The following is a 26,125-nucleotide window of genomic DNA, read 5'->3' on the forward strand; positions in this document are numbered from 1 at the left end:
AAGATATAAAAACAGATGGTTAAATAACCATGTTTTATGTCAATCAAAATACGTGCCTGGCCCAACTAATCTATGAGTTTTACGGGTTAAAAGTTTAACTCCGGGCTGTATTTTATACCCAACATACAACCAAAGGCATCGTATAGTTCTCCCGAATCGATGGATACGGAACCTTGCAAGGTTATATTTCTCCAGTTTCTGTTTTTATAGGTGAGTCCCAAATAAGAGTAGACTTGTTTTTTTCCTCCTTCATAAAAAAAGTCGGGTTCCTCTTCCCAGCTGTACCTGTCAACATACTGTTCTCCATAAGCTCCTTTATTAAGAGTATAGGTCGACTTGAATATATAAGACAAACCATCCGTTATTACGCCTTCTATACCGAAGTGAAAACCTTTAATTCGATTATTCATAAATACCACTTTGTTATTTGGTTTCCAATCCGGAGCATATGCTTGAGCCTGCCAATAGGTATGGTACAGCGGAGTTCCCATAGGCATTTGATGATAAGTCCAGCCGTTATAATAGGATCCATTGTTATTATAATCGTCCCTGCTCCCGTATTTTTGTCCGTGATTTTGAACTTTCTCCAAATATCGCATCAGGTGCCATGATGTATATCCTTCAGTCACCTCACCAAAGGTATCCCTCATAAAAGCGTCATAATCTTCAATGTCATCTACAAAAATTATACTATAAGTACCCGGATAAACTGGATCAGGTATTCCAGAACCCGACTGGTAATCCGTCTTTAGGAGTTCTACCGAAACCCTTTGAATTAACCTGGTTTTTTTTAACCTGGCGTAAATGCCAATTTTATAGTCCCTGTTTCGTTCCTTGGTAATTTTTAATCCGGTTCCATCGGCAAACGGTTTATGCACGTAAAACTGAAAATAACCCATTTCTGTTTCATAGTTTATACCCAGGTCCCAAAAACCGTCATGCGCCCCGGCCACATTAGTCGCTTCTCCGCCTCCGATTTTCTCAGACCCGCGAGCCCAGAAAGTTGCCCAAAAATCAGTGGTAATCTCCGTCCCATTGGGTCTGGTTCCTCCATACAAGGCACCGTGAAATAAACCGACATAAGGCTTGACTTTAAGTTTGCCTCCACGAATATATGCCCATTTTTCGTGAACCAAGAGATCGTCAGCACTGTTACCTCTGCCCGTTGTTGTTCTATCGTCATTCAATACCCCATGCGAAATACCTCCTTTCACCTCAATCACATCACCTAAGAAACTTACCGGCCAGTAATCGAAAATGCCGATCATCGCCCGGGGCACAGGCCGGGCGTTACTGTTCATCATAAATCCGCCCGACGTTAAATTATCGTCGATGGATATGGAGGTATACGCCTGCTTGCCTATGCTGAAATCAATGACATTGATGAACTGCCCTTTTAAATAGGCTTCGTGCAAGAAGCTATCCCCGGCTTTATTTTTTACAACGCCCGAAACACCCAGTTGTAAACGTATATTGCTTTTTTGCAACAGGTTATATTTTGCACCTGCCAATACCAATGCTTGTGTTTGCTCAAATGGAGATACAATGCCCCACTGGTTTGAATATTGATACAAGGGTAGTAGGTTGTCCTTGGAAGATATTAAAACTTTAGATTCAATATCTACTTCAATATTGTTTTGTGCAAGTAACTTTCCTGTAAAGAAAAGTGATATAATAAGAATGATGGATATTGTCCGTTGCATTGTGTCATATATTTTAGCCAAAAGTACATGTTTACTTTACGTAAACAAAAAAGGTTTGCCCTGAACAGAACAAACCTTGAATACAAGTTAATTAAATATTAAATACTATTTACTATAACGTTTCTAAAATTTGCATCGCCAAAATACTAAAATAAAACAAGCCCACCCTATTAATTAGGTAAGCTTGTTTTTAATCGCTTTTATGCATTTTAGGAATTTTACAAGTTGTACATATGCTCAATCCCTTCTTCAATATCAATTTTATGATGCCAGCCTAGTTCGTGGATCTTGCCTGGATCTGTTAACTTACGCATGGTACCGTCTGGTTTATCAGAGTTAAAATGGAATTTCTGTCTCACATAGTTTCTTTAATCCTTTATCTTTCTCTGACAATAATATGGAGTCATGAGGTATTTGCCAATCAATTCCTAACTCGAGATCATTCCAAGCAATTCCTGCGTCATGTTCAGGAGCATACCAATTATCTACTTTATATTGAAAAATAGCTGATTTACTCAATACAACAAATCCATGAGCAAATCCCCGTGGAACAAAAAATTGTCTTTTGTTTTGGTCAGAAAGCTCAACAGAAACGTGTTTCCCAAAAGTTGGTGAGTTCTTTCTAATATCAACCGCAACATCCAAAACTTTACCTTCGATGCACCTTACCAACTTAGCTTGATCAAAAGGTGGTTTCTGAAAGTGCAAACCTCTTAACACCCCATAACTTGATCTTGATTCATTATCCTGAACAAATTCGATTTCCCTTACATTTTCGGCAAATCTTTTATAATTAAAAGATTCGAAAAAGTATCCTCGTGAATCTCCAAAAACTTTGGGTTCTATTATCACTAATCCTTCTATTTCTGTTTTAATAAATTGCATCTCTATCTATTTGCTATTGACAATAAATATTGTCCGTATTGATTCTTCTTCAGTTTTTCAGCAAGTTCAACTAATTGTTCGTTTGATATCCAGTTACTAGAGTAGGCAATTTCCTCTGGGCAGGCAACCTTTAACCCAATCCTCTTTTCTAAAGTTTCAATAAAGTGACTAGCTTCAAGCAAAGATTCATGTGTACCCGTGTCCAACCATGCAAATCCACGTCCCATTAATTCAACCTTAAGTCGTTGATTATCCAGATACATTTGATTAACTGTAGTTATCTCTAACTCCCCTCTGGAACTAGGTTTTGTTTCCTTTGCAATTTTTATCACATCATTCGGGTAAAAATACAATCCAACCACAGCATAATTCGATTTTGGCTTTTCCGGTTTTTCTTCAATGGTTGTAACCGTACCTTCGTTATCAAAGGTACAGACCCCATATCTTTCCGGGTCGTTCACCCAATAGCCAAAAACTGCGGCTTTATTCTCTTCTGATATAGTTTTAACAGCGTTGCCCAGAAGTTCCACGAATCCATGACCGTAAAAAATATTATCGCCCAGAACTAGGCACACATCATCATTTCCAATGAATTCCTCTCCCAAAATAAACGCCTGAGCTAAACCATCGGGTGAAGGTTGTACTACATATGACAAGGTAATTCCCCATTGGCTCCCATCTCCCAACAGGCGGATAAATCCGGCTTGATCTTCAGGTGTTGTAATGATAAGAATCTCTTTGATACCAGCCAGCATAAGTACTGATAATGGATAGTAAATCATGGGCTTATCAAAGACTGGCAGCAGTTGTTTTGAAGTAGCTAATGTGATTGGGTGTAAACGGGTACCGGAGCCTCCGGCTAGAATGATGCCTTTCATAGAATCGACTTCTAGTTATTATTTATTGTAAACCTCATGAAACAAATCTTCATATTGAGTTACTATCTTATCCCAACTATATATGGTTTTAATCTTAGCAAAGTTATTCTTTATAATTCTAGCTCTACTTTCTAAGACGTTGGTATTCAAACATATCGAAACATCCTCTTTGGAATTAAAATACAATGCATCGTCACCTAATATCGAACGATTAAACACATTGTCATTTGCACATATTAAAGCTCCTGACCCCATCGCCTCCAACAAGCTTGGATTTGTACCACCGACAGTGTGACCATGAAAATAAAGTTTTGCGTAATATCGCAAATCATTAAGCTTTTCAATGTCATATATCCCTCCAAGGAAACGAATATTCTTATTTGATTTATACTTTTCTTTTATAAAAGTCCCGTATCTTGTTAGATGATTACCCACTACGATGAAATCGGAATCATCAGAATTATCCGCAACCCCATCAAGTATTATTTCTATACTATTTTCTGGCTCCAACCGTGCAATTAACATGGAGTACTTATAAGGCTCTAAAGCGTATTCGTCTAGCAGTTTTGCACAGAAATTATCAACGACATGGGAACCATAAGGAATATATCTAGAATTCAGCGAATATTTCTCGTATAGATATTTCTGAATGCCAATTGAATCAGCAACAAGTGCATCACTAAATTTGACACCCAATTTTTCTGCATACAGTAAAAACTTCTGGACTGTTTTTGAATATTTTGTTCTCTTCCATTCCAAACCATCCATGTTAGTTACCACTTTCGCATTTTTAGGAAGTAACCTTCCCCAAATACTAGAACTCGTATATCCCAACTGTAGAATAATATCAAAATTTCTTTTTCTTGAATCAAGTATGCAATTTAGATCATAAATAAACTGTCCTGCTGTTCCTATTTTATCTTCTGGATCATATTTGTGAAGAATATCAATACCGTTCCACTCTTTTTCCTGATATGGATGGCTATAACTGTTGTATACAGTCACAGAATGCCCTCTTTTAACTAAATATTGAGCTAAATATTCAGCAAACTGCTCAAATCCTCCATAATAGTTTGGAATTCCTCGGGTTCCAATTATGGCTATTTTCATTTTTCCGATTATCATTAATTATCTATCTTCCACTTACCTTGATTTACAATTATATCATAATAAGTATTTGTTTTTTTAATATCCTCTTCTGAATGTTTATAGCTTAATTTATGAAAGCAAGACATTTCCTGAATATATCCATACTTTATTTTATCATACTGTTTAAAAATATCTAGAAGCAGAATATGTGGAGTTGAATTACATACCTTTATAACCTTATTTCGCTCCTCAGGATAATAATCCAAAACAATTTCCATAAATGTATGTAAAAGGAAATAGTCTATTAAAAAATTGTTCTTCTTCCAATATTCATAAAGTAGATCTCTTGTAATTAACAAAACTTTACTGTTTGATTTTGAAGATATTAACCAACTAGATAAACCTATAGAATGACCATCACGACCTGGCTTTAAAATTTGATAGAAAAAAAGGTCTGAATTTAAGATGTACTCGGGAATATTATTCCCTGTACATAGAACTGTTGAATCCACCCATAGTCCTCCATGCTTTATTAATATTTCTAATCTTAATAGATCAGAAAAATGAGTATTTGTAATGATTCCCTTTTTCCACTTTTCTATAATAAAAAGCGGAAATTCAACATACTTATTTAAGTTTTCAGATGTAACTACTATTATTTCTTTATTAATAAGATTTTCTTGTATTGAACTATAACAGCGCTGCACAAGCAAAGGAGCATTATCCATTCCTTGTAACCAACAAACCCACACTTTATCTGATTGATTTTTTACAAGTAAGTCATAACTATTTTTCTTGCTATCTTGAAGTATATAATTATATCGTTTTTTCAGCTTAAGCTGTGTCTTATATTGTATCGCTAACCTTAATATCTCAAGACCTTTTTTTGAGAATCCTAATAATGCAGCCATGGAAAGTGTATTAAAAAAGATACCAGCTTTTATCCATTGTTTTATTAACAAATGGCCTCCAAACTTGCCATAAACCTTAAGTAACTTATTCATAAATTTATCTTAATCTTTCACTCATTTTTTTATATTCATAGCTTTCTAATCCAAATTTACGAAAATCCTTATTGTACCGATCCAAAACACCCTTAAACACTTCTTGGTATTGAGGTATAAACAAGTCGTTCCTTGCGTACATATTCTCAATAATATCCAAAGCTAAAGGAGTTGTTAGATCTATGTTGGTTTCTTCTTTATAAAAACTAGTGCCTTTTATTGATCCTGGCGAAACATTAAGAATTCTATTAACACTACCTCCTTTTTCTAATTCTACATTTACACTTTCAACAAATTTACAAACTGCAGCCTTAGTCGCTCCATAAACAGAGAAGAATGGCGAGGATAAAAGTCCAGAAATACTTCCCATAATCGCACAGAAAAAGTCCTGTTTTGAGTTTATACGTTCATAAAATTGCTTAATGATACGTATTACAGCTATAGTGTTTATATAAAAAAGATCCTCAATTTCACTGTCGCCAACATCTTCGAATAAGGCAAGTCTACCAATTCCTGAAGTGATTATTAAACTATCCACATCGTTATACTTTTTAAAGATCGAATAGTCTTGAGTTCTAAGATCAAACCTTTCATAACTAATATTGTCTGACAGTTGCACATCAGGCACTTGTCTGTCTACAATATAGATCTTATCGTATCCTTGAAGGTTTTTCACTATCGATAACCCAATACCGTTACTCCCGCCAATTACAAGCGCTTTTCTCATTTTATTTATTGAATTAGTGTTATTCTGTTGCCTTTACGATAAGATTCAATAATATCGGCAATAACTGCAGATTCTCTGCGACCTAACTTAAATGAGCTAGGCCTATGATTCGAAATACATGAAATAAACTCCTGTAATTCATATCTTAATCCCTCTCCTTCATATGAATAGAAGTATTTCTTGTTTTTATTCTGATCTTCAAATCGTAATTCAAAGTAGTCCGTTTTCCACCATGGAGCAGGCACATATGCATATCCCTTAGTCCCAGAAACAACAAGGTTACCTTCTGTTTTAACACCTAAGCCAAGCTTTATTGTTGCAACTGCGTTATCGTAAACAATAACCCCTTTTGTATAAATATCCACTCCTTTCTTTAGTCTCGAGTAAAATTGAACATCTTTATATTCCTTGCCCAATATTTTTACAACAGACAACAATGGTAATGAAGCCAATTCTGTAATACTTCCTCCGGCTTGGACAATATCTAGTTCTCTTAGACTTTCATCAAATGTCAACTTTGACAATGAAGAATCTATATCAACAACATCACCTATAACTCCACTCTTAATTAATGTAACGAGGTGATTAAAAGCTGGACAGAATGCAGTTTTACTAGCTTCCATAAGAACCAATCCATTCTTATACGCTAAATCATACAATTCACGAGCCCTTCCTCCAGATAGTACGAATGGTATCTCACACAATACATGTTTTCCATTTTGCAAACACTTTTTTGTATAATTATAATGAGTTAAATGAGGTGAGGCAATATATACTGCATCAACTTCTTTAATAAAAGTTTCAAAAGTATTATAACTTCTAGGTATGCCATGAATATCAGCAAATTGATTAGCTTCCTCCAAGTCTGGATTAAACGCTGCATAAACTTGAACTCCCTGAACAAAAATTGTCTCTGGAACAAATCGACTGGCAATACGCCCCGTACCTATAATCCCAACTTTATAGTTTACTTGAGATTCATTTCTTAGCATTGTACTAGACACTCCTTCCGTTCTTGGCAAATACGTTACCTCGCAAAATTCTTTCAGGTAATCAAATTTCCCTTCCCAATCTGAACCAATTGCAAATACATCAATTCCATACCGCTGTATGTTGTCAATCTTTTGCCCCACATACTCTTCTATAATAATCTTATCGGCTAAACCTGTTTTCCGTACAGATTCAATTCTATCCAACACATTATTACGCACATTTAGTTTCCCCCTTTCTCGATCGAAAGAGTCTGAAGTGACTCCTACCATTAGATAATCACCTAAATCTTTAGCTCGCTTTAACAGATTAATATGCCCTTGATGTAGGAGATCATATGTCCCATATGTGATTACTTTTTTCATTTTAAAAAATTATAATGCAAAAAGAACATTCCGTTATGTTATGAATCAATCTTCTCCCCATTTATTTCTACAATCTTAAAGTGAGTTTTTCTGGCACTTTCAGGAGGTAATACCATATAATTGCCATATATAATTTGTAGAAAATCATGAGCATACTCAGGACCATGAAGTTTAATATCTTCGAAATCATAACATTTCCCTTTTCCATATATTTTGCGAGGCACCATTTCTCCAACTCGATAGGCTCCCATTAAGCAGCCGATAATATCACTTTCTGCAACCGGATATTTACGCATTTCTTTATCAATCAAACTCTTAATTTTTGTCGGGTTAAAAAGTTTTTCAGTTGGAATTCTCATCATAATAGATAAGAATATTCGTTCAAGAAATCCTCTTCTTCTTGCATGATCAATACTATCTTTATATGATAAAGACATCAATGCTCTTAATGTCATTATCTTTAAATAATAAAATTTTCTAAGATATTTATTATTTGGAGTTCCATCTAAAGGAAAAATGTCAATTGAAGCATTAGTATACTTTGTGTCATTACCTATCCTTGTTTCTATAACCTTGGTACTTTTATTCCTTACTCTCGTAATATAATACTGATATGAAGAATCAGTTTTATAATTAACAATATCCAAGTGTGAACTAAGTTTTGAAGTTGCTACTTCTAAAAACTTTTCGTAATCATCCCTAGGCATTCCTAGATCGATATCATCATCCCAAGGAATAAAACCCTTATGCCTTATTGCCCCAAGTAGAGTTCCACCTATCATATAGTATTTCAGGTTATTTTCCTTACAAATGGAAACAACTTCCTTAACTATTTCAAGGTCTATCTTTTGAAGTTTCCCTATATTACTACCCTTCATATAAATTAATTAAATTTCATTTGACCTTTTTATATTAGCAAACATATCGTCCAAGTCAACGCGTTCAAAAACTTCTAACATCCCTCCTCTAGTAGCATTGAATATTTTTACACCATTTTTATCTGCATACTTTTTGTTCGAATGTACATGAATCATTATTTATCTATTATCTACCACTTGTTCATTAATAAATCCTGATTTAGTCGGAATAATTAAATTCCTGATTTACTAATCCTCTTACATAAAAATGGTCTTATAGGGAATAATTTCATTCGCATTCCCAAGTATCTGTTGTCTATAAAAATAAATTGAAAACAAACCAAACAAAACTATTGCCATAACTATTTTTTGTTTAAATCGAGTATTTTTAATCATAAACGGACAAATAAAACAGTAAAATGGGTAAAACATATAAACTAACCTATATGCTCCAGGTATACCATCAGCAAAAATTGCAACACCTACATTTATTAGTGATAGATTATAATACAGATTTGAATTTTCATTCTCTTTTTTAACGAGAAATTTGAATAAAATAAATACTATGGTCGATATAAGAATGAACATCCTAGATGAAGCCCCTTCTTGAGCCGCAAAATAAAACTCCATCGGCAAACCAGTTTTTTCAATAAAGCTAACTATTAAAATATTTAAACCCGACTTAAGAACAACAAACGAAACCAATACTAAAATATAGATCCTATCCAGTTTGATCTTGTTAAGAAAATATAGTGATAAATAAATTATAGCACTAGTATGCCAGAGAGTTGCAAAAACTATTAACAGAAAAAAAACTTTTTTTTTATTTCTCAGATATTTTAATGCATAAAAACATATAGAAAAGGCTGCCATTTGCCTCATGGCATTTAGAGAAATAAAAAATATGGTGGTTACAAAGAAAAAAAGAAACACATAAAACATTGACTCTTCGAAATGTTTTATAGCCAATGCGAAAGGCACAGTAATCAACAATGCAATGATTAGGTAAAAAAACTGCATCGAGTCAAATAGCCCATAAGAAAGCTTGGTGAACAATATATAAAACAACTCATATTTAACAATAGCTTCATTAAACGACAAACTTAACATGTCATTAGCCTGCCAAATATATGCTGTATAATCAGTTCCTACCTCATATCTAATTGAAGCAACTAATATTAACAACGCAGAGACAAAAAACAACACAATACGATAAATAACCGTGTTATTTCCAAGTGATTTATTATTCCTTGAGATATCTCCAAATAAAGCTAGCAATAACACTATGGTAAATAAATAATAATAAAAAACCATTAAAAGAATCTCTTTTTAAACGACTTTAGATTTCTGAGAAGAAATGTAAATATGGTTAAACCGGTTAAATATAATCGATAAGAAAAAGATAAATTAAGAATCTTAACAGACTTTATTTCAACAACCATGCGTTGGAATAAAGAGGAGACATCTCGTTTGTAAAAATGCTCTACATACCTGTAATTATATATTTCACGATCAATGGTCCTAACAGCTTTAAGATCCTGGCAAAGACGTATATTCATAATATAATCTTCACCCAGCACTACAGTTGTAGGTATTTCATATACAAAATTATTAAATAATTCCTTTTTTATAATACGCGCACATGGCCCACCATGAATTTTATTTGTCATTAGTTGCTTCAAATAAGCAAATCGAGAATACTTCGCATTTTCTGCTATAAAAGGCCAAACATACGCAGCAGGACACAACTTTGTATGGCCAATAACAATATCACAATCGTCTGATACTTTAAACAAAAGGCTCAATGCATCAGAAGTTAGGGCATCATCACTATCAAGAAACATAATCCATTCGCCCTTAGCCGCTATTACACCATTAAGCCTTGCTTTAGTTACTCCGGAATTTATTTGATTTAGGACTACAAATCTGGAATCCATTTTTACGTAGTTTTCACAGATTTCTTTACTGTTATCTGTTGAACCATCGTTCACCAAAATACATTCAAAATCAGCAAAATCTTGCAATAATATGCTTTTTAAACATTCGTCTAAATATTGCTCAACATTGTATACTGGTACAACAATAGAAACTTTAGGCATTACGATTCACTCCCTTAATAAACATTACTTCAACTCTTTTAATTTATTAAATACCTTCCATCAAAAAGGAAAAAATGTTAGAAATATCTAGTTTTGGCACCAGATACATTACTTACCTCCAATTATAAGTAAACTAACTACATTAATGAGTTAGTAATATATTCAAACGACTTGCTTCTTAATTTGTCCAATTTTTCATTGATCGTATCATAATCTACTTTCTCATCAATCAATTCGTTTGTTACTTCTCCCTTCTCATCTATTAATCTTTCTCGTAGATTTAATTTCCCTAGTAAAGAATAAAACCTGTTGCTACCCCTTCCACTATTAGCCAAAGAAATAAAGGGTTTGTTAAAAATTATAGAGAACACAGTGCCGTGAAAAGAATCCGTAACAACAAAATCAGCTTCGCTAAAACCATTAATCCATTCTTCAACAGGTGCATATTTGCATTTCTCAATATCATCGCTAGAGAAATTGGACAATGTTTTTTCCGGCATAAGCAAAGTTACTGAAAGGCCGAGTTCATTTGAAACCTGGTCAATAATTTTCCTTTTATGGTCGTTCATGTCTAAAACATAGACCATAAGACTCTTATATTGCTTTTGTTTGCCCAGTCCCTTTTCCTTTATTAAATCGAGGTAATCTTTTTTTGCTAAAAGTAAGGTTGGATCGAGTACATGTAAAGCATCGACTTCGAGATGTTCTTTACAAAGAACAACACCGGAGTCTTCTCTTACGGAGACTGCATCGAAATTTTGAACCAATCTTTTACAAGCTCTGGTTTGCCCTTTGCTATATTCCCAATAATCAACCCCGAAGGAAGCCGCATAAGAAATACGTTTTGCCTTACTTTCCTCAGATAAAAAATCCAGAAAAAACGTTGTTAAGTTTGGCGAATATCTAGGTCGCCAAACCTGATCACTACCCACGACAAAACCATCAAACTCTCGTAAAAAATCTTCTTTTTTAAGTCTTTTGATAACTAATGGTTTAGTAGTCTTGATGTTTTGCTTTGCAAAACTTTTCATATTTTCGCTAATCACCTCTAAATCACTATCCTTTGGCACAAAAGGGACTACCGATACTATATTCTTTAGCAAAAAATACTTCTTAAAAATATTGGAAAATAAACTTCGCAAGAACTGATAATATCGATTTCTTACAGGAAATGAAACAGACAGCGTTGATACATCATGGCCTAAATCCTTTAGCACCTTTTGTAAAGCATAATTTTGAATTAGGCCACCATAATTATTTCGAAGTGGCTGTGTTAATATTCCTATCTTCATTATATAAACTTCTTAATTTTATTTACTATCCTTAAATATAGTGGTTTCCGGTACAATTTCTGATAAGTGTTAACATCATCCTTCAAATAGTCAATAAAATATTTAAAATCATTCTTAGAAATTGCTTGAAGCATTGCTTCAAGACTCTTCTCCCTTATTTTTGTTCTAAGATTTTGAATTGCTTTTTGCTTATTGTTTAAATTGTGACATTCACCAAACCTTTTTTTAGGAAACCATAAATCTTGTTTTGCTAACAAACTAATCCGATAAGCTAATCCTTCTCTTCTGTGACGAAAACCACCTTCTTGCGATTTTATAACATCAATTGCTGCTATATCCTCCATAAATATTCGCCCTATACCAGATGCATTTTTCATCAGGTCATGGATTACAAAATTTCGAATGACAATAACACTTGTTCCCTTGCTATCTTTGACATAACGTGGAAGCCACGCATCTCCAATAGTAATATCAGCGGTTTCAGCTACCACATCATCACAACAATCACATGCTTTAAGTTTAAATAAACCCCACCCCCAATTAGCACCAAACATACGATTAAGTGGTGGACTTACCTTAGTAATTTCTTTTCCATCAATATCCCCTCTCACTGAAACACCGTACTCATTTGCACCATAACCATCCAGCTTTGTCCGGAAATCAATATTTTTTATATTTTTAGGATGTATACCCAATTGCCATCCCCACATATTCGCAAAATGAGCACTTTTTAAATGTCCGCAGACAAGTCCTATCGTATATTTAACTCTTTCTTTTATGATAGAATTCTGCTCTCCTAACAATCTTATGGCTTTAATAAAGCAAGGAACTCCTACAATAGCAAATTTTTTATCGCTATTCTTAACAACTTCCAGTACACCGGATAATTCAATTGGATAGTACTTTGTTTTTGCTCCTTCTTTTATTTCTTCAAGTGTGTTGGAAATTTGATAATTAAAAAGAACTGGACTTTTTCCTGATTTTTTGTTCTCTTTTATATGTAATACTGCATCGACTAAACCTTTATCAAATAATTCGGATAATAACCAAGTAGTAAGTCCTCCAGAACTTCCTTTCTCTCGAAATTCTTTCTCTGTTACATAACCTGCATGTGTACTAATGAAATATCCTAATTTATCGTTATGATAGGGGGCTTTATTAAAAAATCTTCTTCCTAGTTCCATTTCATCGAGAGCTTCGTTTGAGAAAGGACAAACCTTACTTGCTTCTTCATCCGAAACGAAATTGACATTTGCAGCAATTTCGGGAGTATATACACCTAAATTATTATCAAATTTCAGAGAGTAATTGGAATCTTTTACTACACAACAAACCCCACATCCAATGCAATATCCATTGTCTATAACTGTGCTTTTAAGGGTCATCTTCTCTTCTTGCATACCTTTTAACTAAAACTTAATGTACAACTTTTTTATTATTCCAGTAATTCCTTGGATAATAAAAAATCGTTCTTTTTTATCTAAACCCAATACAAAAACAGAGCCCCCTACCATAACAAAAGACATAATCGTTGTAAACATAAGTCTAACTATTGACGGTTCTACGTAAGTTGTTAGGAAGTACGGAATAATAGCCCCTAGTATTGAAACAAAAATAGATTTAAATATAACATCAAATATAAATACACGTTTTTTTAGCTCTACAAGATTACCAATGATATACAAACGTAATATTAATGCTAAGACAGAAATTCCAATACCTACCCCAAACGCAGCTTCAGGGGCCATACCCAACTTAAACACCAAATATGTAAGCGGAAGGTTGAGTATCAACAATCCACCAACCACAGATTGATACACTTTTATTTTGCCAGTCGCTTGGGCAGCGGTCATAAGCGTACCAGAATAACTGTCTATTAAAACATTTACAAGCATCAAACGGGTAAATATAATAGTATGATCTGGCACTGAATCGAGCCATAAACGTAATATTACTTTTGTCTCTAATAATATCGGAAGCGAGAGCAAAAAAACTAAATAAAAAGAAAACTTAGCACCTTGGAGAATCAATTGATGGACATAGCTCAAATCTTTAGCCGCATATGATTTAATAATTTGCGGATTCATTGCCATCTGGAAATTTGTCACAAACTGCTGTACCGCCCCCCGTATTTGATAAGTAATTCCTCTAGCTGCATTAACCACCGGGCCGAAGAATATATTTAGCAGTATGTTTATTCCTTGCCCCATTATTACACTCGCTATGTTACCCCACAAATTCCAACACAAGTAACTAATCAGAGTTTTGAACAAAGTATGATCCCAAATCATATTGAATTTACTTTCCTCAAACGAGTGAATACAATACCCTCCGTAAACCAATCGAACTAATACTGTTACTAAAAAAACCAATGCAGCATAAAGAATCAATTTATCCATGTTGAAAAACACGAGTAAAATTACAATTAGTAATTTCAAACTCACCTCTAATATACTTACCCAAGCAAATACCCCCATTCTTTCATGGGCAATAATCAAAGCGCTATAAGGCACGCTTATCATGTTCGCTATTAAAGTAATAACCGAAAAATGATAAACCCACAATGCCGCACCCATCCTTTCGGTCGGAATAGTAAGCTTATTGCTAACAAACCATAAACCAATAGTTTCAGAGATAATAAGAATTATTAGAGCAATCAATAAATGAATATTAACACTCATTGTAAAAATATTGCTCAATTTCAAGAAATCTTTCTTTCCTAACTCAAACGAAAAAAAGCGTTGTGAAGCAGAAGCCATTGCGTTATTAAGAAAGCCCAGCATGAGCACGAACCCCCCAACAACATTGTAAATGCCAAAATCAATTACTCCTAAGTTTTTTAGAATAATGCGGGACGTATACAACGTTACTGCCATTATTAACAACATCCTTACATATAATAAGGATGTGTTTTTTGCGATTTTGTTTGATGCTGTTGGCGACACTTACTCCAAAAGTTTTTAGGGGGATTTCCAAATAAAGGTGTGAAATCCATGCGTAATGAACTACTCACTTAATAGGTGGGTGAACAAATTGGTAATTTAATTTTTCTAGTATATTTAATTTTTAAATCAATATACTATTAAAGTCGTATTCTTTGTCTGAATATAGTCTTTCTTATAAATCTTTTACTCTTAATAAATTCTCAGAAATAATATTACCATTTGTTCTTCACATTATCCCATGCCAATCGTCCCAAAATTATTCCTGAACCAATAATCCCCCCTAAAAAAGCACTCAAAACTAATATCATCATCCTCCTTGGTGAACTTTTTTCATAAGGCACTATAGCAGGTTCTAAAACTGTAAAAACTGGTGTTTCTTCTTTAACGGCAATTTTAGCTTGTTCTAACTGTTGGGATATATTTTTATATACAGTGGATGCAATATCATAAGCGTCATTTAACCTCTGAAATTCTGGATCAATTCGTTCTGATATCACATTTCGGTGGGCGTCTTTATAATCGAAAAATGCCAATTGAGTTTGCTCATATTCTAATTTTTTTTCAATATACCTTTCTGTAACAAACTCTACATTCTCACGCACTTGCTGTGTCTTATAATTGATTATATATTTTTGCAATAGTTCTACTCCCGTTTGAACATACTGCGCTGCCAATACTCTTTCGTTAACCTTGGTTTTTATTCTAACTAAACCTGTTTCTTCATCAACTGATATTGAAAAAATACTTAATCCATACTCCCAAGCTTTTTGCTCTTCCTCAGACATGTTCAAAACTCCATAATCAACATATCTTTTTTCTTTCGTAGTTGAAAAAACAGCATCTTTTAAGGTCCATGGTAATCTAACTGTGTATTTAACAATGAGACTTCCTAATGAAGGAATAGTATCCGCTACTACATAATCATAAATTGAAATTGGTTCAGCATAGTCTTCAAAATGAAATTTTTCGTGAATAAACTCATTTAAAAAAGGATAACTATTAACCACTTGTGGATATATTTCTGCAGGAATACCTGATGATTGCCCCATCATAGACGACAGGTTAATGCCAGCCATACCAGCTAATGAACTTAATCCTCCCAAATTCGAAGCTTTTTTTTCGGAAGAAGGTAATAATGTTGCTGATGCGGTATACTTAGCTGGACTCAAAAACGCAATCAACAATCCAATAAAAACGCAAACTCCTACTGTGTAATATATTGTTTTTCGTCCTTCCCAAATAGTTTTAATCAGGGCTATTAAATCTATTTCATCGTCTTTAATTATCTGATGTTTTCTTATTTCTTGTATTTCTTGTTTAGACATTAGATGAACACGAATAATGATGATAATTAAAAATTAATATTAGAGATGACCACTGCAACAGATGCCATGGCACTGGCCATCGCGATCCATGCAGATGCAGGAAGAGGATCTTTATATGGTTTTGCTGGAACAACAATTTCGGAACCTGCTGTTACTTTAGGATAATTACGGAAAAAGAAAAATCTTTTGGTTCCGGAAGCCGATCCATTGGGATACACCACATATACTTTTCCCCGTTTAGCACTTAGGCCGAAACCTCCACCTTCCCATATATAGGACTTTAAGGGTTTCCCCTTAATAAAGTTGGATGAAATTGGATTCAACACTTCGCCTGATATTTTTACAGTTTGAATTTCGCGCGGAATATAAATCTCATCCCCATCTTTTAGGAAAACATCATCCCTGCTTCCTGGATATTGCAAAGCTTTCGTCAAACTTACACCTACCACCTCAAAATCCAGGTCTGTAAATTCCAGTGTGCTGTCACGCTCTAATAATTCCAGTCGAAGACGTTTTTGTTTCTCGCTTATTTTCACTCTTCTTGTAACCATAGCACCTTCCGTGTATGCGTCCTTAGTGATACCTCCTGCCCTTTCTAATAAATCAGAAATCCTTTCTGTTTTCGAAGACAACGCATATTCTCCTGCATAAGCTACTTCCCCAGTGATTTTAACAACTGCAGACTCTTCATATCCCGGCAACTCCCGTATAAATACAAAATCGAAAGGTTGCAGTTTAAAGGATGCTTCAGTGTTTTCCAACTCAAGGTTTCGCGGCACCTTCATTTTAAACACATGTACCATATTATCTGTCACTTCCGAACCTTCATCCACTGTTAATTTCCGGGCTACCTCAATGTAAGCGTCAGATGCGGACTCAAGGAACCCCCCGGCCTCAAAGATTAAATCTTCAATAGTCATACCTTCTTTAAAATCGTATTTATCAGGTCTCTGAATCTCTCCATAAATTTGTACAGTCCGATATTCTCTAAGATCATGGATGGATGATATCCTGATAACATCTTCCCTTTTCATCGCCACGTCTGAATTTCCGTTGACTACGTCGGACACGTTAAAGGCGATGCTTTGCAGGCTAAAATCATCTTTCACCCTTGTTATAATACCTCGTTCCATACTGGCATCCTCCCTCAGTCCATCCGCTCTTTTAATCAGTTCCGATAAATTAAGCCCTTGGGTTAACTCATAGTCACCCGGACGATACACTGCACCATTGATAGTTACCCTATTTTGAAGACGCTCGATAATCTTTCCCACAAAAATACTATCACCATTGGATATTTTTGTGTTTCCCAAATCCTTATTTAAAACATCCTTAAACAATCTGTCTCTACCGGTTTTTCTATACAACTGAAGACGATGCGTGTATGCATCATCCGTAAAACCTCCGGCATATAGCACCATATCTCCTACTGTCTCGTCTTGTTTGGCTTCAAAAATACCAGCCCGTTTTAGCTCCCCTTCCAAAACAACCCTATTCAGGTACGGAGAAACCAAAATCACATCACCTTCTCTTAAATTAATATTAACATTTGAGTTTCCATTAATCAGGTAGTCGTACACATCCAGTATGGCTTTTTCCTTTCCGTCCCTAATTAATTTTATTTCCCTAAACGAACCCGAAGGGTTTGGCCCACCTGCAAGATAAAGTGCGTTAAAAACTGTAGATGCACCTGAAATAGTATACGTGCCCGGAACAAACACCTCGCCAATAACATTCACTTTAATACTTCTTATTTGACCCAGGTTGATACTGGCAAAAGTCCTTGGAGTTTGAGATGCGAGATCTCTGTATATCAATACTAACTTGCTTCTTATCTTTTGGGATGCGTTTTCAAGGGTTAGTCCTCCAATAGAGATAGGACCAATATTTGGGATATTTATATTTCCGTTCCTGTCAACCATCAATAAATAACTCTGCTGTGAAGCTCCCCATACATCAATAGAAATCTCATCACCGCTTCCTAACATATAGGACGGAGATACCGCGCTATTTACGCTGGGCTCAAAAGATAAGTTCTCGTTATTGAAAAAAGAGAATCCAAATATGCGGGAATCTACTTTTGTAAAATCCAATTCAGCTTTAGCACTTAATACATCTTCATTTAAATACATCGCATCATCCGAAGAATATACTTCATTGGCTTGTCCGCCACCCATCTTGACTTCAGCTATTCTTTGCTTCAGCAGACTAATTTGGGATTCTGACATACCCCTAGCTCTTGCCAGAACAATAGCTTCGGATTCGGACATGCCCCTTTTGTTCATCTCTGATATCAGTTGTTGTATTTCAGAAGTACTTAAAGTACTCACGTTAACTGCAGAAGGGTCAACATTTTGGGCTTTAATGTCTCGTAAAAGGGGCAACAAAATAAAAATTGCCAGTAGAAACAGTTTTTCTCTCATGAAATCTCTTAATTCAAATGTGTTATATTGATATTTTACCTTCGAAATATGACTTCAATTACATTATGAAACCATAAGAATACAAATCCCTCGCTTAATAATTACAAGCTATCAAATTCTTCCATTTAATTATAGCACAACCTCTAACATGTAATATTCACAAGGAAACCCATCAAATATTAGGTGCGCTTCGCTTCCTGAGTCACATAATCTACATGTCAGTTTTATGAAATGCGAAAGTCATTCGGCTTTGATTATGTAAAAAATCGGAATGTTACACAGTAATTGTATTACATTCCGAATCAAAATATTTTTACTATTTAAAATATTTACGCTGAAAAAGAAGGATCAGTATTATCCCTATCGTTATGGCAGAATCCGCCACATTAAATACCGGACGGAAAAACACAAAATGTTCCCCGCCCCAAAACGGAAACCAATCGGGAAAATTACCTTCTAACAAAGGAAAGTAAAACATATCCACCACTTTACCATGTAAAAATGGCGCATATCCTCCTTCGGCTGGAAATAAAGAGGCCACTTGCGGATAACTGTCGTTAAAAATCAAGCCATAGACAGCGCTATCGATTATATTTCCCAATGCACCGGCCAACACCAACGATATGCTAACGATTAAGCCGGTTGGGGCTTTTTTACGGGTAAGTTGATAAAGGTAATAGCCAATAGCAATAACTGCGACTATTCGAAACACGCTAAGAATGATTTTACCGAACTTGCCGGCCAACTCCATTCCGAAAGCCATTCCGTTGTTTTCAATAAAGTGAATGATAAACCAATCTCCAAATACACTGAACTCCTCACCCAACATCATATGGGTTTTCACCCAAATTTTTAAAGCCTGATCAATCAACAACACCAAAAACACAATGGTGATCGGCTTTTTTAATATTGAAAGCATTATTTTAAAATTTATACGCCACTCCTAACCTCCCCCAGGGGAGGGACTATTTACAGCTTAATTATTTATTCTTTACCCTAAAGATAATAAGTAAATCCACCACATACCAAATATGTATCACCTCACTACCAGGTCTCTCCCTATTGGCGAGACCGGGAGGGTTTTTACTTCTGATTTCTTTTAGCATCAATGCTTAAAGTGGCATGTGGAACAGCTCTTAACCTTTCTTTGGAGATTAACTTACCGGTTTCGCGACAAACTCCATAAGTTTTATTCTCGATACGCACAAGAGCCGCTTGCAAGTGCTGAATAAACTTTAACTGACGCTGTGCTAATTTTCCGGCCTCTTCCTTAGAGAGCACAGCGGCTCCTTCTTCCAACACCTTGAAAGTTGGAGAGGTGTCTTGTGTATCATTACCATCACCATGCGTAATGGTATTTCTTAAAAGCTCATAATCTTTTTTAGCCTTGCCTAATTTAGCATTTATAATTTGCTTAAATTCTTGCAATTCCTCGTCGGAATATCGGGTCTTTTCAGCCATAACAGTTAGAATTTGAATTACAACGTGTTTTTTGTTACAAAAATGTAGGTTTCAACATCATTGTCGACCTCTACGAGTTTGGCTTCGGTTTCGTTACACTTATCAACCAAATTTATCTCCTCAGCCAATGTTTGCGACGCAATATAATCTTTATAGTTGATTACTGCCTGATTTATCGCATCATTTTTCACTATTTCCAGGTTAATCTTATCCGTCACATCAAAACCGGAATCCTTCCTTAAGTTTTGAATTCTATTGACAAATTCTCTGGCGATTCCTTCCTGTTTCAATTCCTCGGTAATGTTGATATCTAAAGCAACAGTAATTTTCCCTTCGCTAGCGACCAGCCAACCGGGAATATCTTCCGACATAATTTCCACATCTTCGATAGAAAGTTCTACCGTTTCGCCATTAATTTGCGTATTTATTTTTTCCTCTCTTTCGATCAGCGCTATTTCTTCCTGCCCCATCTGGTTGATAAATCCCGCAATTTGTTTCATCATCTTACCGTATTTAGGACCTAAAGTCTTAAAGTTAGGCTTAATCTTCTTTACCAATACCCCGGAAGTATCCGTTAAAAACTCCATCTCCTTTACGTTAACCTCAGAAAGCACCAAGTCTTTAATTTTATCCACCTGTTCATGAAACTCTACATCTAAAATAGGTATCATCACCTTTTGAAGCGGTTGACGAACTTTCAGGCTCTCTTTTCTTCTTAGTCCAAGAACCATTGAAGAAATATTCTGAGCGTAAAGCATTCGTTGTTCCAAGGCCTTATTTATTTTGCTCTCGTCATATTTAGGAAAAGCTGTCAGGTGTACTGAATCAAATTTAGCTTTTCCTGAAACGGAATGCAAGTCATTATACAATTGATCCATATAAAAAGGGGCAATCGGTGCCGACAACCTACTTATTGTTTCCAGACAAGTATATAGCGTTTGATATGCCGCAATTTTATCCTTAGAATACCCGCCACCCCAGAATCGTTTTCTGTTTAATCGGACATACCAGTTACTCAGGTTCTCGGTAACAAAGTTTTGGATCGCTCTTCCCGCTCTCGTTGGTTCATAGGACTCAAAGCTGTCTGTTACGTCTTTAATCAAGGTGTTCAATAAAGAGATGATCCACCTGTCGATTTCCTGGCGCTCTTCAACCGGAACCTCTTCTTCCTGCCCTGTGAATCCATCTACATTGGCATATAACGAAAAGAAAGAATATGTATTGTACAGCGTACCAAAGAACTTACGTCTAACTTCATCTATACCATTCTCATCGAACTTTAGGTTGTCCCAGGGTTGTGCATTGGTAATCATATACCAACGCAACGGGTCTGAACCAAACTGTTCGATTACCTCAAAAGGATCCACTGCATTACCTAGACGTTTGGACATCTTGTTGCCATTTCTGTCCAACACCAAACCATTGGAAATGATATTTTTAAAGGCAACCGAATCGAATAACATTGTACCTAAAGCATGCAAGGTAAAGAACCAACCTCTGGTTTGATCCACACCCTCTGCGATAAAATCAGCAGGAAACACCAATGATGAACCATCTTCTCCTTCCGTTTCGAAAGGATAATGCATTTGTGCATATGGCATAGCCCCGGAATCGAACCAAACATCAATCAGATCTGGTTCGCGGTACATTTTTTCTCCTTTGTCGGAAACCAATACGATATCGTCAACATATGGACGGTGCAAATCTACCTTGTCGTAGTTCTCTTTCGAAAAGTCTCCGGCTTTAAAGTCCCCATAAGGACTTTTCTCCATCACGCCTGCAGCAACCGCTTTTTTTATTTCTTCTGTCAGCTCTTCAACAGAACCAATACATTTTTCTGTTTTTCCATCTTCAGTGCGCCAGATAGGCAAAGGCGTACCCCAATAACGGGAGCGCGACAGGTTCCAATCAACCAGGTTCTCCAACCACTTACCAAATCGACCCGTCCCCGTCGATTCCGGCTTCCAGTTGATTGTATTATTTAACTCCATCATCCTTTTCTTAACGGCGGTGGTTTTTATAAACCATGAGTCAAGAGGATAATAAAGCACCGGTTTGTCAGTCCTCCAGCAATGCGGATAGTTATGCGTATGTTTCTCCACTTTAAAAGCCCGGTTCCCCTGCTTTAGCATAACCGAGATATCCACATCCAAAGTCGGATCCTTCTCCGTTAAACTATCGTCATAGTCGTTTTTCACGTAACGACCTGCGTACTCCATATAGGTGTCCAGATCCACAAAGTTTTTTACAAACGACGGATCCAAATCTTTTATTAGGAAAAATTTTCCGGTTTTATCCACCATCGGATTTCGCTTACCTTCTTTATCCACTAGGATAAGCGGAACAATACCGGCAACCTTGGCAACTCTATCATCATCGGCACCGAAAGTAGGGGCAATATGCACCATTCCGGTTCCATCCTCGGTGGTCACATAATCGCCTAAAATTACTCTGAATGCATCGCCATCAGGTTTCACCCAGGGAATCAGTTGCTCATACCTCAATCCTTCAAGTTGTTTCCCGGTATATTCTTCCAGCAATTCAAAAGGAATTTTCTTATCCCCAGGTTTGTAATCGTCTAAAGACAGCTCTGCATTTTTAACATTAAAATATGCTGAAACCAGATTTTTGGCCAATACCACCACCTCAGGTGTTCCCGTATACGGATTAAAAGTTCTCACCTTTTGGTAGACCACTTGTGGCCCAACAGCCAATGCGGTATTCGACGGCAAAGTCCAAGGGGTAGTGGTCCAGGCTAAAAAGAACAATTCTTCCTCAACACCTTCAAATAAGAAATCGGATTTTGCATCCCTTATTACTTTAAACTGTGCGGTACAGGTTGTATCTTTTACGTCACGATAGCAGCCCGGCTGATTCAGTTCATGCGTACTCAGTCCGGTTCCTGCAGCCGGGGAATAGGGTTGAATGGTAAATCCTTTGTACAGATATCCTTTATTATAAAGTTCTTTTAACAAATACCATAACGTTTCAATATACTTATTGTCATAAGTGATATATGGATGATCCATATCCACCCAATAACCCATTTTGTGGGTTAAATCTTCCCACACATCGGTATATTTCATCACATCTTTACGGCAAGAGGCATTATATTCTGCCACAGATATTTTTTTTCCAATATCTTCTTTCGTAATACCCAAAGATTTTTCCACACCAAGTTCAACAGGAAGACCATGCGTGTCCCAACCCGCTTTGCGCTTAACCTCAAATCCCTGTTGCGTTTTGTACCTGCAAACAATATCTTTTAATGAGCGTGAAATAACATGATGAATACCTGGCAGTCCGTTGGCAGAAGGAGGCCCTTCGTAAAAAACAAATGAAGGATGGCCTTTCCGGTCGGTTACACTTTTCCCGAAAGTATTGTTGTCTTCCCAACGTTTTAATACATCCTTATTTATCTGAGATAAATCTAATCCTTTATATTCTTTGAACTTAGCACCCATCTGTTCTTAATTCTCCTAATTTTAAAAAGTGTACAAATATAATAGTTCGAGCGATACTTGACAATAGAGATGGCGTTTATTTAAACGCATTTTATTCTCAACACTTTAACCCCATAATTTTAATGGCTTTACACCGGCTTTTCTTTCAATTTTATTACCTCAAAAACAACTTTTCTATTACTTTTTCACAACATTACCTAAATACGATCCTTTAAATTCTAAAAAGCTTACTTTTACCAGATACTTTATACAAGATATTAGAATCATGAATTTTTATACACTTTTAAATATTAGTACGAAAATAAAAAGTACTACCCTAAAATTAATAGGAATCTATGTTTTGCATTTATTGGACAGAAGACATTTATCGGTAAGGATTGATCCTTCGCTCAATTGTAATTTGTTTTGCAGAATGTGTTACTTCAGCTCCATGGAGCAGCGCAAAAAGTTAAAAGGCATCATTCCTGAAATTGATTTCAGCCATATTGCAAAAGTACTATTTCCACGCGCTTTTCAAGTCTATGTTGGATGTGGTGCAGAACCCACAACACACAGAAACTTTATTGAACTTGTAAAATTAGCTAAAGAATACAACGTACCGGACGTTGGCGTAGTTACCAACGGACAATTATTAACAGAAAAGCAAATTGAATATCTGACTGATATTAAACTAAACGAACTCACCCTTTCTTGTCATGGCGTAACAAAAGAATCTTACGAGCACTTTATGACAAACTCAAAGTTTAATCGCTTTTTAAATACGCTTGAATTAATTGAGAAATATAAAAATATTAAAAAGTCAAAGTATCCTGAAATAAGGATTAATTATACGGTCAACAATAAGAATCTATCAGAATTGAATAAATTCTTCACGGTATTCGATAAGTACAATATTAATACCTTACAAATCCGTCCCGTTATAAACATTGGGGGTAAGTACTCTCATGCAATAACCGACGAACAAATTCCAGAATACAATAACATTATAAATTCGCTCAAAAATGAATGTTCAATGAGGGGGATTCGATTACTTGCAAATACAACAAATGTTCAATTCACCAGGAAGAACAATAACGCTAAAGTTGCCGATGCAGTATATTGTTATATTGGCCCCAAGACAACTGAAAAATTAAATATTACATGGAAAAATACAAATTTTGCTGAATTCACCCGACAAACAGCTTGGCGCAAAAAACTCTACACCCTGATTTTAGGAAAAAAAGAATCTACGCTAAACAAGTCTACGGCTAATTATGAGGTTTTTGAGTGATTTTGATTTAAAGATGAATTAACAGCATTAGCAAACTTCTTTAACAATTGCTCCGTTTCATCCCACCCAATACACTCATCTGTTACAGATACTCCGTACTTTAGCGTGGATATATCAGAAGGAATAGATTGCTTCCCATGGAACAGGTTGCTCTCTACCATAACTCCCATAATAGAATTATTCCCGGCCAGAATTTGTTCCTCAATACTTTTTAAAACCAACTTCTGATTCTCAGCTTTTTTTAAACTGTTGGCATGACTACAGTCTATCATTAATCGCGCCGGAAGTCCTGCTTCTTCGAGGCGTTTCTCATAATCCCTAACACTTTCCTTATCGTAATTTGGTCTCTTACCTCCTCTTAAAATAATATGGGTATCAGCATTTCCCTTTGTTCTTACAACAGCAACATGCCCTTCGGGATCAATACTAATAAAATTATGCGGTGAAGCCACCGATTCCAATGCGTTAATCGCTATTTTTATATTCCCATCGGTTCCGTTTTTAAAACCAACCACAGATGAAAGACCACTTGCCATTTTTCTATGGCTTTGAGATTCTGTTGTTCTGGCACCAATGGCTGTCCACGAAATTAAATCCTGAATGTATTGAGGAGTGACTATATCCAATGCTTCTCCGGCCACAGGTAACCCTAGTTCGGCTATATACGACAATAATTCCCTTGCCTGCTTTAATCCCTCTTCTAATTTATAAGTATCATCTAAATATGGATCATTGATTAATCCTTGCCAACCTACTGTAGTTCTAGGTTTCTCAAAATATACCCGCATCACCAAGTACAATGATCCGTTCACTTCTTCGGCTAACCTTTTTAGCTTTTGGGCATATTCTTTCGCAGCATCTATGTCATGAATCGAACAAGGTCCAACAACAACTAATAACCGTCTGTCATCACCTCTAAGAATTCTTTTAATAGTATTTTGGCCTTCTTCAATCGTCTTAATAATATTTTCGTTGAGAGGGTAAAGGTCTTTTAATTGATTTGGGGTGATAATTGCCTCTTCCGCACTTACGTTTATATTTTCAATTCTTTTATCAGTCATCTTCTGAATTACTTTTGTTATTGGCCTAATTTAAATGCGTGCCGAAATTAGCTGATATTTTTCATAAAATATAATTAATCCCAGAAACATTCTCAAAAAAGTTGAAGTGTTAAGCAAAGTTTCCAAAAAATCTAAATTTCGGAACAGTTGACATCGCCTTGGAAATAGCTCCGTTGTGAAGCGCCTGACAGGGCACTGGTGGAAAAAACGCGATTAACGCAAAAAGGACAGTCCTCTTTCGAAAACTGTCCTCTTGTCAAAGATGGGCGGCGACCTACTCTCCCACT

The 26,125-nt window shown here is 35.7% G+C and carries 20 protein-coding genes; 1 reads left to right on the top strand and 19 read right to left on the bottom strand.

The annotated features are described in order from the left end of the window. Positions 1-86 precede the first annotated feature (86 nt). From ACRD64_RS14335 to ileS, 18 genes are all read right to left on the bottom strand, one after another. Positions 87-1,703, bottom strand: a complete 1,617-nt coding sequence (locus ACRD64_RS14335; protein ID WP_430934108.1) for a hypothetical protein — start codon at positions 1,701-1,703, stop codon at positions 87-89. 336 nt (positions 1,704-2,039) lie between these two features. Further along, the gene (gene rfbC, locus ACRD64_RS14340; RefSeq protein WP_430934110.1) at positions 2,040-2,588 is read right to left on the bottom strand and encodes a dTDP-4-dehydrorhamnose 3,5-epimerase; all 549 of its coding nucleotides are present in this window, start codon (positions 2,586-2,588) and stop codon (positions 2,040-2,042) included. 2 nt (positions 2,589-2,590) lie between these two features. Further along, a complete protein-coding gene (rfbA, locus tag ACRD64_RS14345; RefSeq protein ID WP_430934112.1) occupies positions 2,591-3,466 on the bottom strand; it encodes a glucose-1-phosphate thymidylyltransferase RfbA in 876 nt (291 codons plus the stop codon). A gap of 18 nt (positions 3,467-3,484) precedes the next feature. After that, positions 3,485-4,576, bottom strand: coding sequence for a DUF1972 domain-containing protein (locus tag ACRD64_RS14350; RefSeq protein ID WP_430934114.1), 1,092 nt, complete (start codon positions 4,574-4,576; stop codon positions 3,485-3,487). 14 nt (positions 4,577-4,590) lie between these two features. After that, complete coding sequence (locus ACRD64_RS14355) at positions 4,591-5,559, bottom strand: capsular polysaccharide synthesis protein (protein ID WP_430934116.1); 969 nt, start codon at positions 5,557-5,559, stop codon at positions 4,591-4,593. Between the two features lie 4 nt (positions 5,560-5,563). Further along, entirely contained in the window at positions 5,564-6,286 is a 723-nt protein-coding gene (locus ACRD64_RS14360) for an SDR family NAD(P)-dependent oxidoreductase (protein WP_430934118.1), read from the bottom strand. A 5-nt stretch (positions 6,287-6,291) separates the two neighbouring features. Further along, the gene (locus ACRD64_RS14365; RefSeq protein WP_430934120.1) at positions 6,292-7,641 is read right to left on the bottom strand and encodes a Gfo/Idh/MocA family oxidoreductase; all 1,350 of its coding nucleotides are present in this window, start codon (positions 7,639-7,641) and stop codon (positions 6,292-6,294) included. 38 nt (positions 7,642-7,679) lie between these two features. After that, positions 7,680-8,519: a LicD family protein gene (locus ACRD64_RS14370; protein WP_430934122.1), complete on the bottom strand. Its 840-nt coding sequence runs from the start codon at positions 8,517-8,519 to the stop codon at positions 7,680-7,682. 237 nt (positions 8,520-8,756) lie between these two features. Next, positions 8,757-9,812: an EpsG family protein gene (locus ACRD64_RS14375; protein ID WP_430934124.1), complete on the bottom strand. Its 1,056-nt coding sequence runs from the start codon at positions 9,810-9,812 to the stop codon at positions 8,757-8,759. Next, positions 9,812-10,597: a glycosyltransferase family 2 protein gene (locus ACRD64_RS14380; protein ID WP_430934126.1), complete on the bottom strand. Its 786-nt coding sequence runs from the start codon at positions 10,595-10,597 to the stop codon at positions 9,812-9,814. The genes ACRD64_RS14375 and ACRD64_RS14380 overlap by 1 nt, the downstream gene beginning before the upstream one ends. A gap of 137 nt (positions 10,598-10,734) precedes the next feature. Further along, positions 10,735-11,889 (bottom strand): polysaccharide pyruvyl transferase family protein, encoded by a 1,155-nt coding sequence (locus ACRD64_RS14385; RefSeq protein ID WP_430934128.1) that lies wholly within the window; start codon positions 11,887-11,889, stop codon positions 10,735-10,737. After that, complete coding sequence (locus ACRD64_RS14390) at positions 11,889-13,289, bottom strand: Coenzyme F420 hydrogenase/dehydrogenase, beta subunit C-terminal domain (RefSeq protein WP_430934130.1); 1,401 nt, start codon at positions 13,287-13,289, stop codon at positions 11,889-11,891. The genes ACRD64_RS14385 and ACRD64_RS14390 overlap by 1 nt, the downstream gene beginning before the upstream one ends. A 9-nt stretch (positions 13,290-13,298) precedes the next feature. Next, complete coding sequence (locus ACRD64_RS14395; RefSeq protein ID WP_430934132.1) at positions 13,299-14,765, bottom strand: lipopolysaccharide biosynthesis protein; 1,467 nt, start codon at positions 14,763-14,765, stop codon at positions 13,299-13,301. Positions 14,766-15,046: 281 nt separating this feature from the next. Next, the gene (locus ACRD64_RS14400; protein ID WP_430934134.1) at positions 15,047-16,159 is read right to left on the bottom strand and encodes a Wzz/FepE/Etk N-terminal domain-containing protein; all 1,113 of its coding nucleotides are present in this window, start codon (positions 16,157-16,159) and stop codon (positions 15,047-15,049) included. Positions 16,160-16,185: 26 nt separating this feature from the next. Then, entirely contained in the window at positions 16,186-18,582 is a 2,397-nt protein-coding gene (locus tag ACRD64_RS14405; RefSeq protein WP_430934136.1) for an SLBB domain-containing protein, read from the bottom strand. Between the two features lie 316 nt (positions 18,583-18,898). After that, positions 18,899-19,501: a lipoprotein signal peptidase gene (locus tag ACRD64_RS14410; protein WP_430934138.1), complete on the bottom strand. Its 603-nt coding sequence runs from the start codon at positions 19,499-19,501 to the stop codon at positions 18,899-18,901. A gap of 164 nt (positions 19,502-19,665) precedes the next feature. After that, positions 19,666-20,043, bottom strand: coding sequence for a TraR/DksA family transcriptional regulator (locus tag ACRD64_RS14415; RefSeq protein WP_430934140.1), 378 nt, complete (start codon positions 20,041-20,043; stop codon positions 19,666-19,668). A gap of 17 nt (positions 20,044-20,060) precedes the next feature. After that, a complete protein-coding gene (ileS, locus tag ACRD64_RS14420) occupies positions 20,061-23,507 on the bottom strand; it encodes an isoleucine--tRNA ligase (protein WP_430934142.1) in 3,447 nt (1,148 codons plus the stop codon). A gap of 265 nt (positions 23,508-23,772) precedes the next feature. Between ileS and ACRD64_RS14425 the strand changes: the two genes are divergently transcribed. Then, a complete protein-coding gene (locus ACRD64_RS14425; protein ID WP_430934144.1) occupies positions 23,773-24,777 on the top strand; it encodes a radical SAM protein in 1,005 nt (334 codons plus the stop codon). On the opposite strand, the gene ACRD64_RS14430 is transcribed toward ACRD64_RS14425, so the two are convergent. Further along, positions 24,759-25,838, bottom strand: a complete 1,080-nt coding sequence (locus ACRD64_RS14430; protein WP_430934146.1) for a 3-deoxy-7-phosphoheptulonate synthase — start codon at positions 25,836-25,838, stop codon at positions 24,759-24,761. The genes ACRD64_RS14425 and ACRD64_RS14430 overlap by 19 nt on opposite strands. Positions 25,839-26,125 lie beyond the last annotated feature (287 nt).

Origin of the sequence: Saccharicrinis sp. 156 (genome assembly GCF_050589685.1) — a bacterium.
Classification (GTDB): domain Bacteria; phylum Bacteroidota; class Bacteroidia; order Bacteroidales; family Marinilabiliaceae; genus Saccharicrinis.

Bases quoted from the DNA above. Each gene is read 5' to 3' on its own strand.
- ACRD64_RS14335 (WP_430934108.1), bottom strand. From the start codon at position 1,703: ATGCAACGGACAATATCCATCATTCTTATTATATCACTTTTCTTTACA.
- rfbC (WP_430934110.1), bottom strand. From the start codon at position 2,588: ATGCAATTTATTAAAACAGAAATAGAAGGATTAGTGATAATAGAACCC.
- ACRD64_RS14375 (WP_430934124.1), bottom strand. From the start codon at position 9,812: ATGGTTTTTTATTATTATTTATTTACCATAGTGTTATTGCTAGCTTTA.
- ACRD64_RS14425 (WP_430934144.1), top strand. From the start codon at position 23,773: ATGAATTTTTATACACTTTTAAATATTAGTACGAAAATAAAAAGTACT.
- ACRD64_RS14380 (WP_430934126.1), bottom strand. From the start codon at position 10,597: ATGCCTAAAGTTTCTATTGTTGTACCAGTATACAATGTTGAGCAATAT.
- ACRD64_RS14395 (WP_430934132.1), bottom strand. From the start codon at position 14,765: ATGGCAGTAACGTTGTATACGTCCCGCATTATTCTAAAAAACTTAGGA.
- ACRD64_RS14355 (WP_430934116.1), bottom strand. From the start codon at position 5,559: ATGAATAAGTTACTTAAGGTTTATGGCAAGTTTGGAGGCCATTTGTTA.
- ACRD64_RS14430 (WP_430934146.1), bottom strand. From the start codon at position 25,838: ATGACTGATAAAAGAATTGAAAATATAAACGTAAGTGCGGAAGAGGCA.
- ACRD64_RS14400 (WP_430934134.1), bottom strand. From the start codon at position 16,159: ATGTCTAAACAAGAAATACAAGAAATAAGAAAACATCAGATAATTAAA.
- ACRD64_RS14410 (WP_430934138.1), bottom strand. From the start codon at position 19,501: ATGCTTTCAATATTAAAAAAGCCGATCACCATTGTGTTTTTGGTGTTG.
- ACRD64_RS14405 (WP_430934136.1), bottom strand. From the start codon at position 18,582: ATGAGAGAAAAACTGTTTCTACTGGCAATTTTTATTTTGTTGCCCCTT.
- ACRD64_RS14365 (WP_430934120.1), bottom strand. From the start codon at position 7,641: ATGAAAAAAGTAATCACATATGGGACATATGATCTCCTACATCAAGGG.
- ACRD64_RS14390 (WP_430934130.1), bottom strand. From the start codon at position 13,289: ATGCAAGAAGAGAAGATGACCCTTAAAAGCACAGTTATAGACAATGGA.
- ACRD64_RS14370 (WP_430934122.1), bottom strand. From the start codon at position 8,519: ATGAAGGGTAGTAATATAGGGAAACTTCAAAAGATAGACCTTGAAATA.
- ACRD64_RS14385 (WP_430934128.1), bottom strand. From the start codon at position 11,889: ATGAAGATAGGAATATTAACACAGCCACTTCGAAATAATTATGGTGGC.
- ACRD64_RS14360 (WP_430934118.1), bottom strand. From the start codon at position 6,286: ATGAGAAAAGCGCTTGTAATTGGCGGGAGTAACGGTATTGGGTTATCG.
- rfbA (WP_430934112.1), bottom strand. From the start codon at position 3,466: ATGAAAGGCATCATTCTAGCCGGAGGCTCCGGTACCCGTTTACACCCA.
- ACRD64_RS14350 (WP_430934114.1), bottom strand. From the start codon at position 4,576: ATGAAAATAGCCATAATTGGAACCCGAGGAATTCCAAACTATTATGGA.
- ileS (WP_430934142.1), bottom strand. From the start codon at position 23,507: ATGGGTGCTAAGTTCAAAGAATATAAAGGATTAGATTTATCTCAGATA.
- ACRD64_RS14415 (WP_430934140.1), bottom strand. From the start codon at position 20,043: ATGGCTGAAAAGACCCGATATTCCGACGAGGAATTGCAAGAATTTAAG.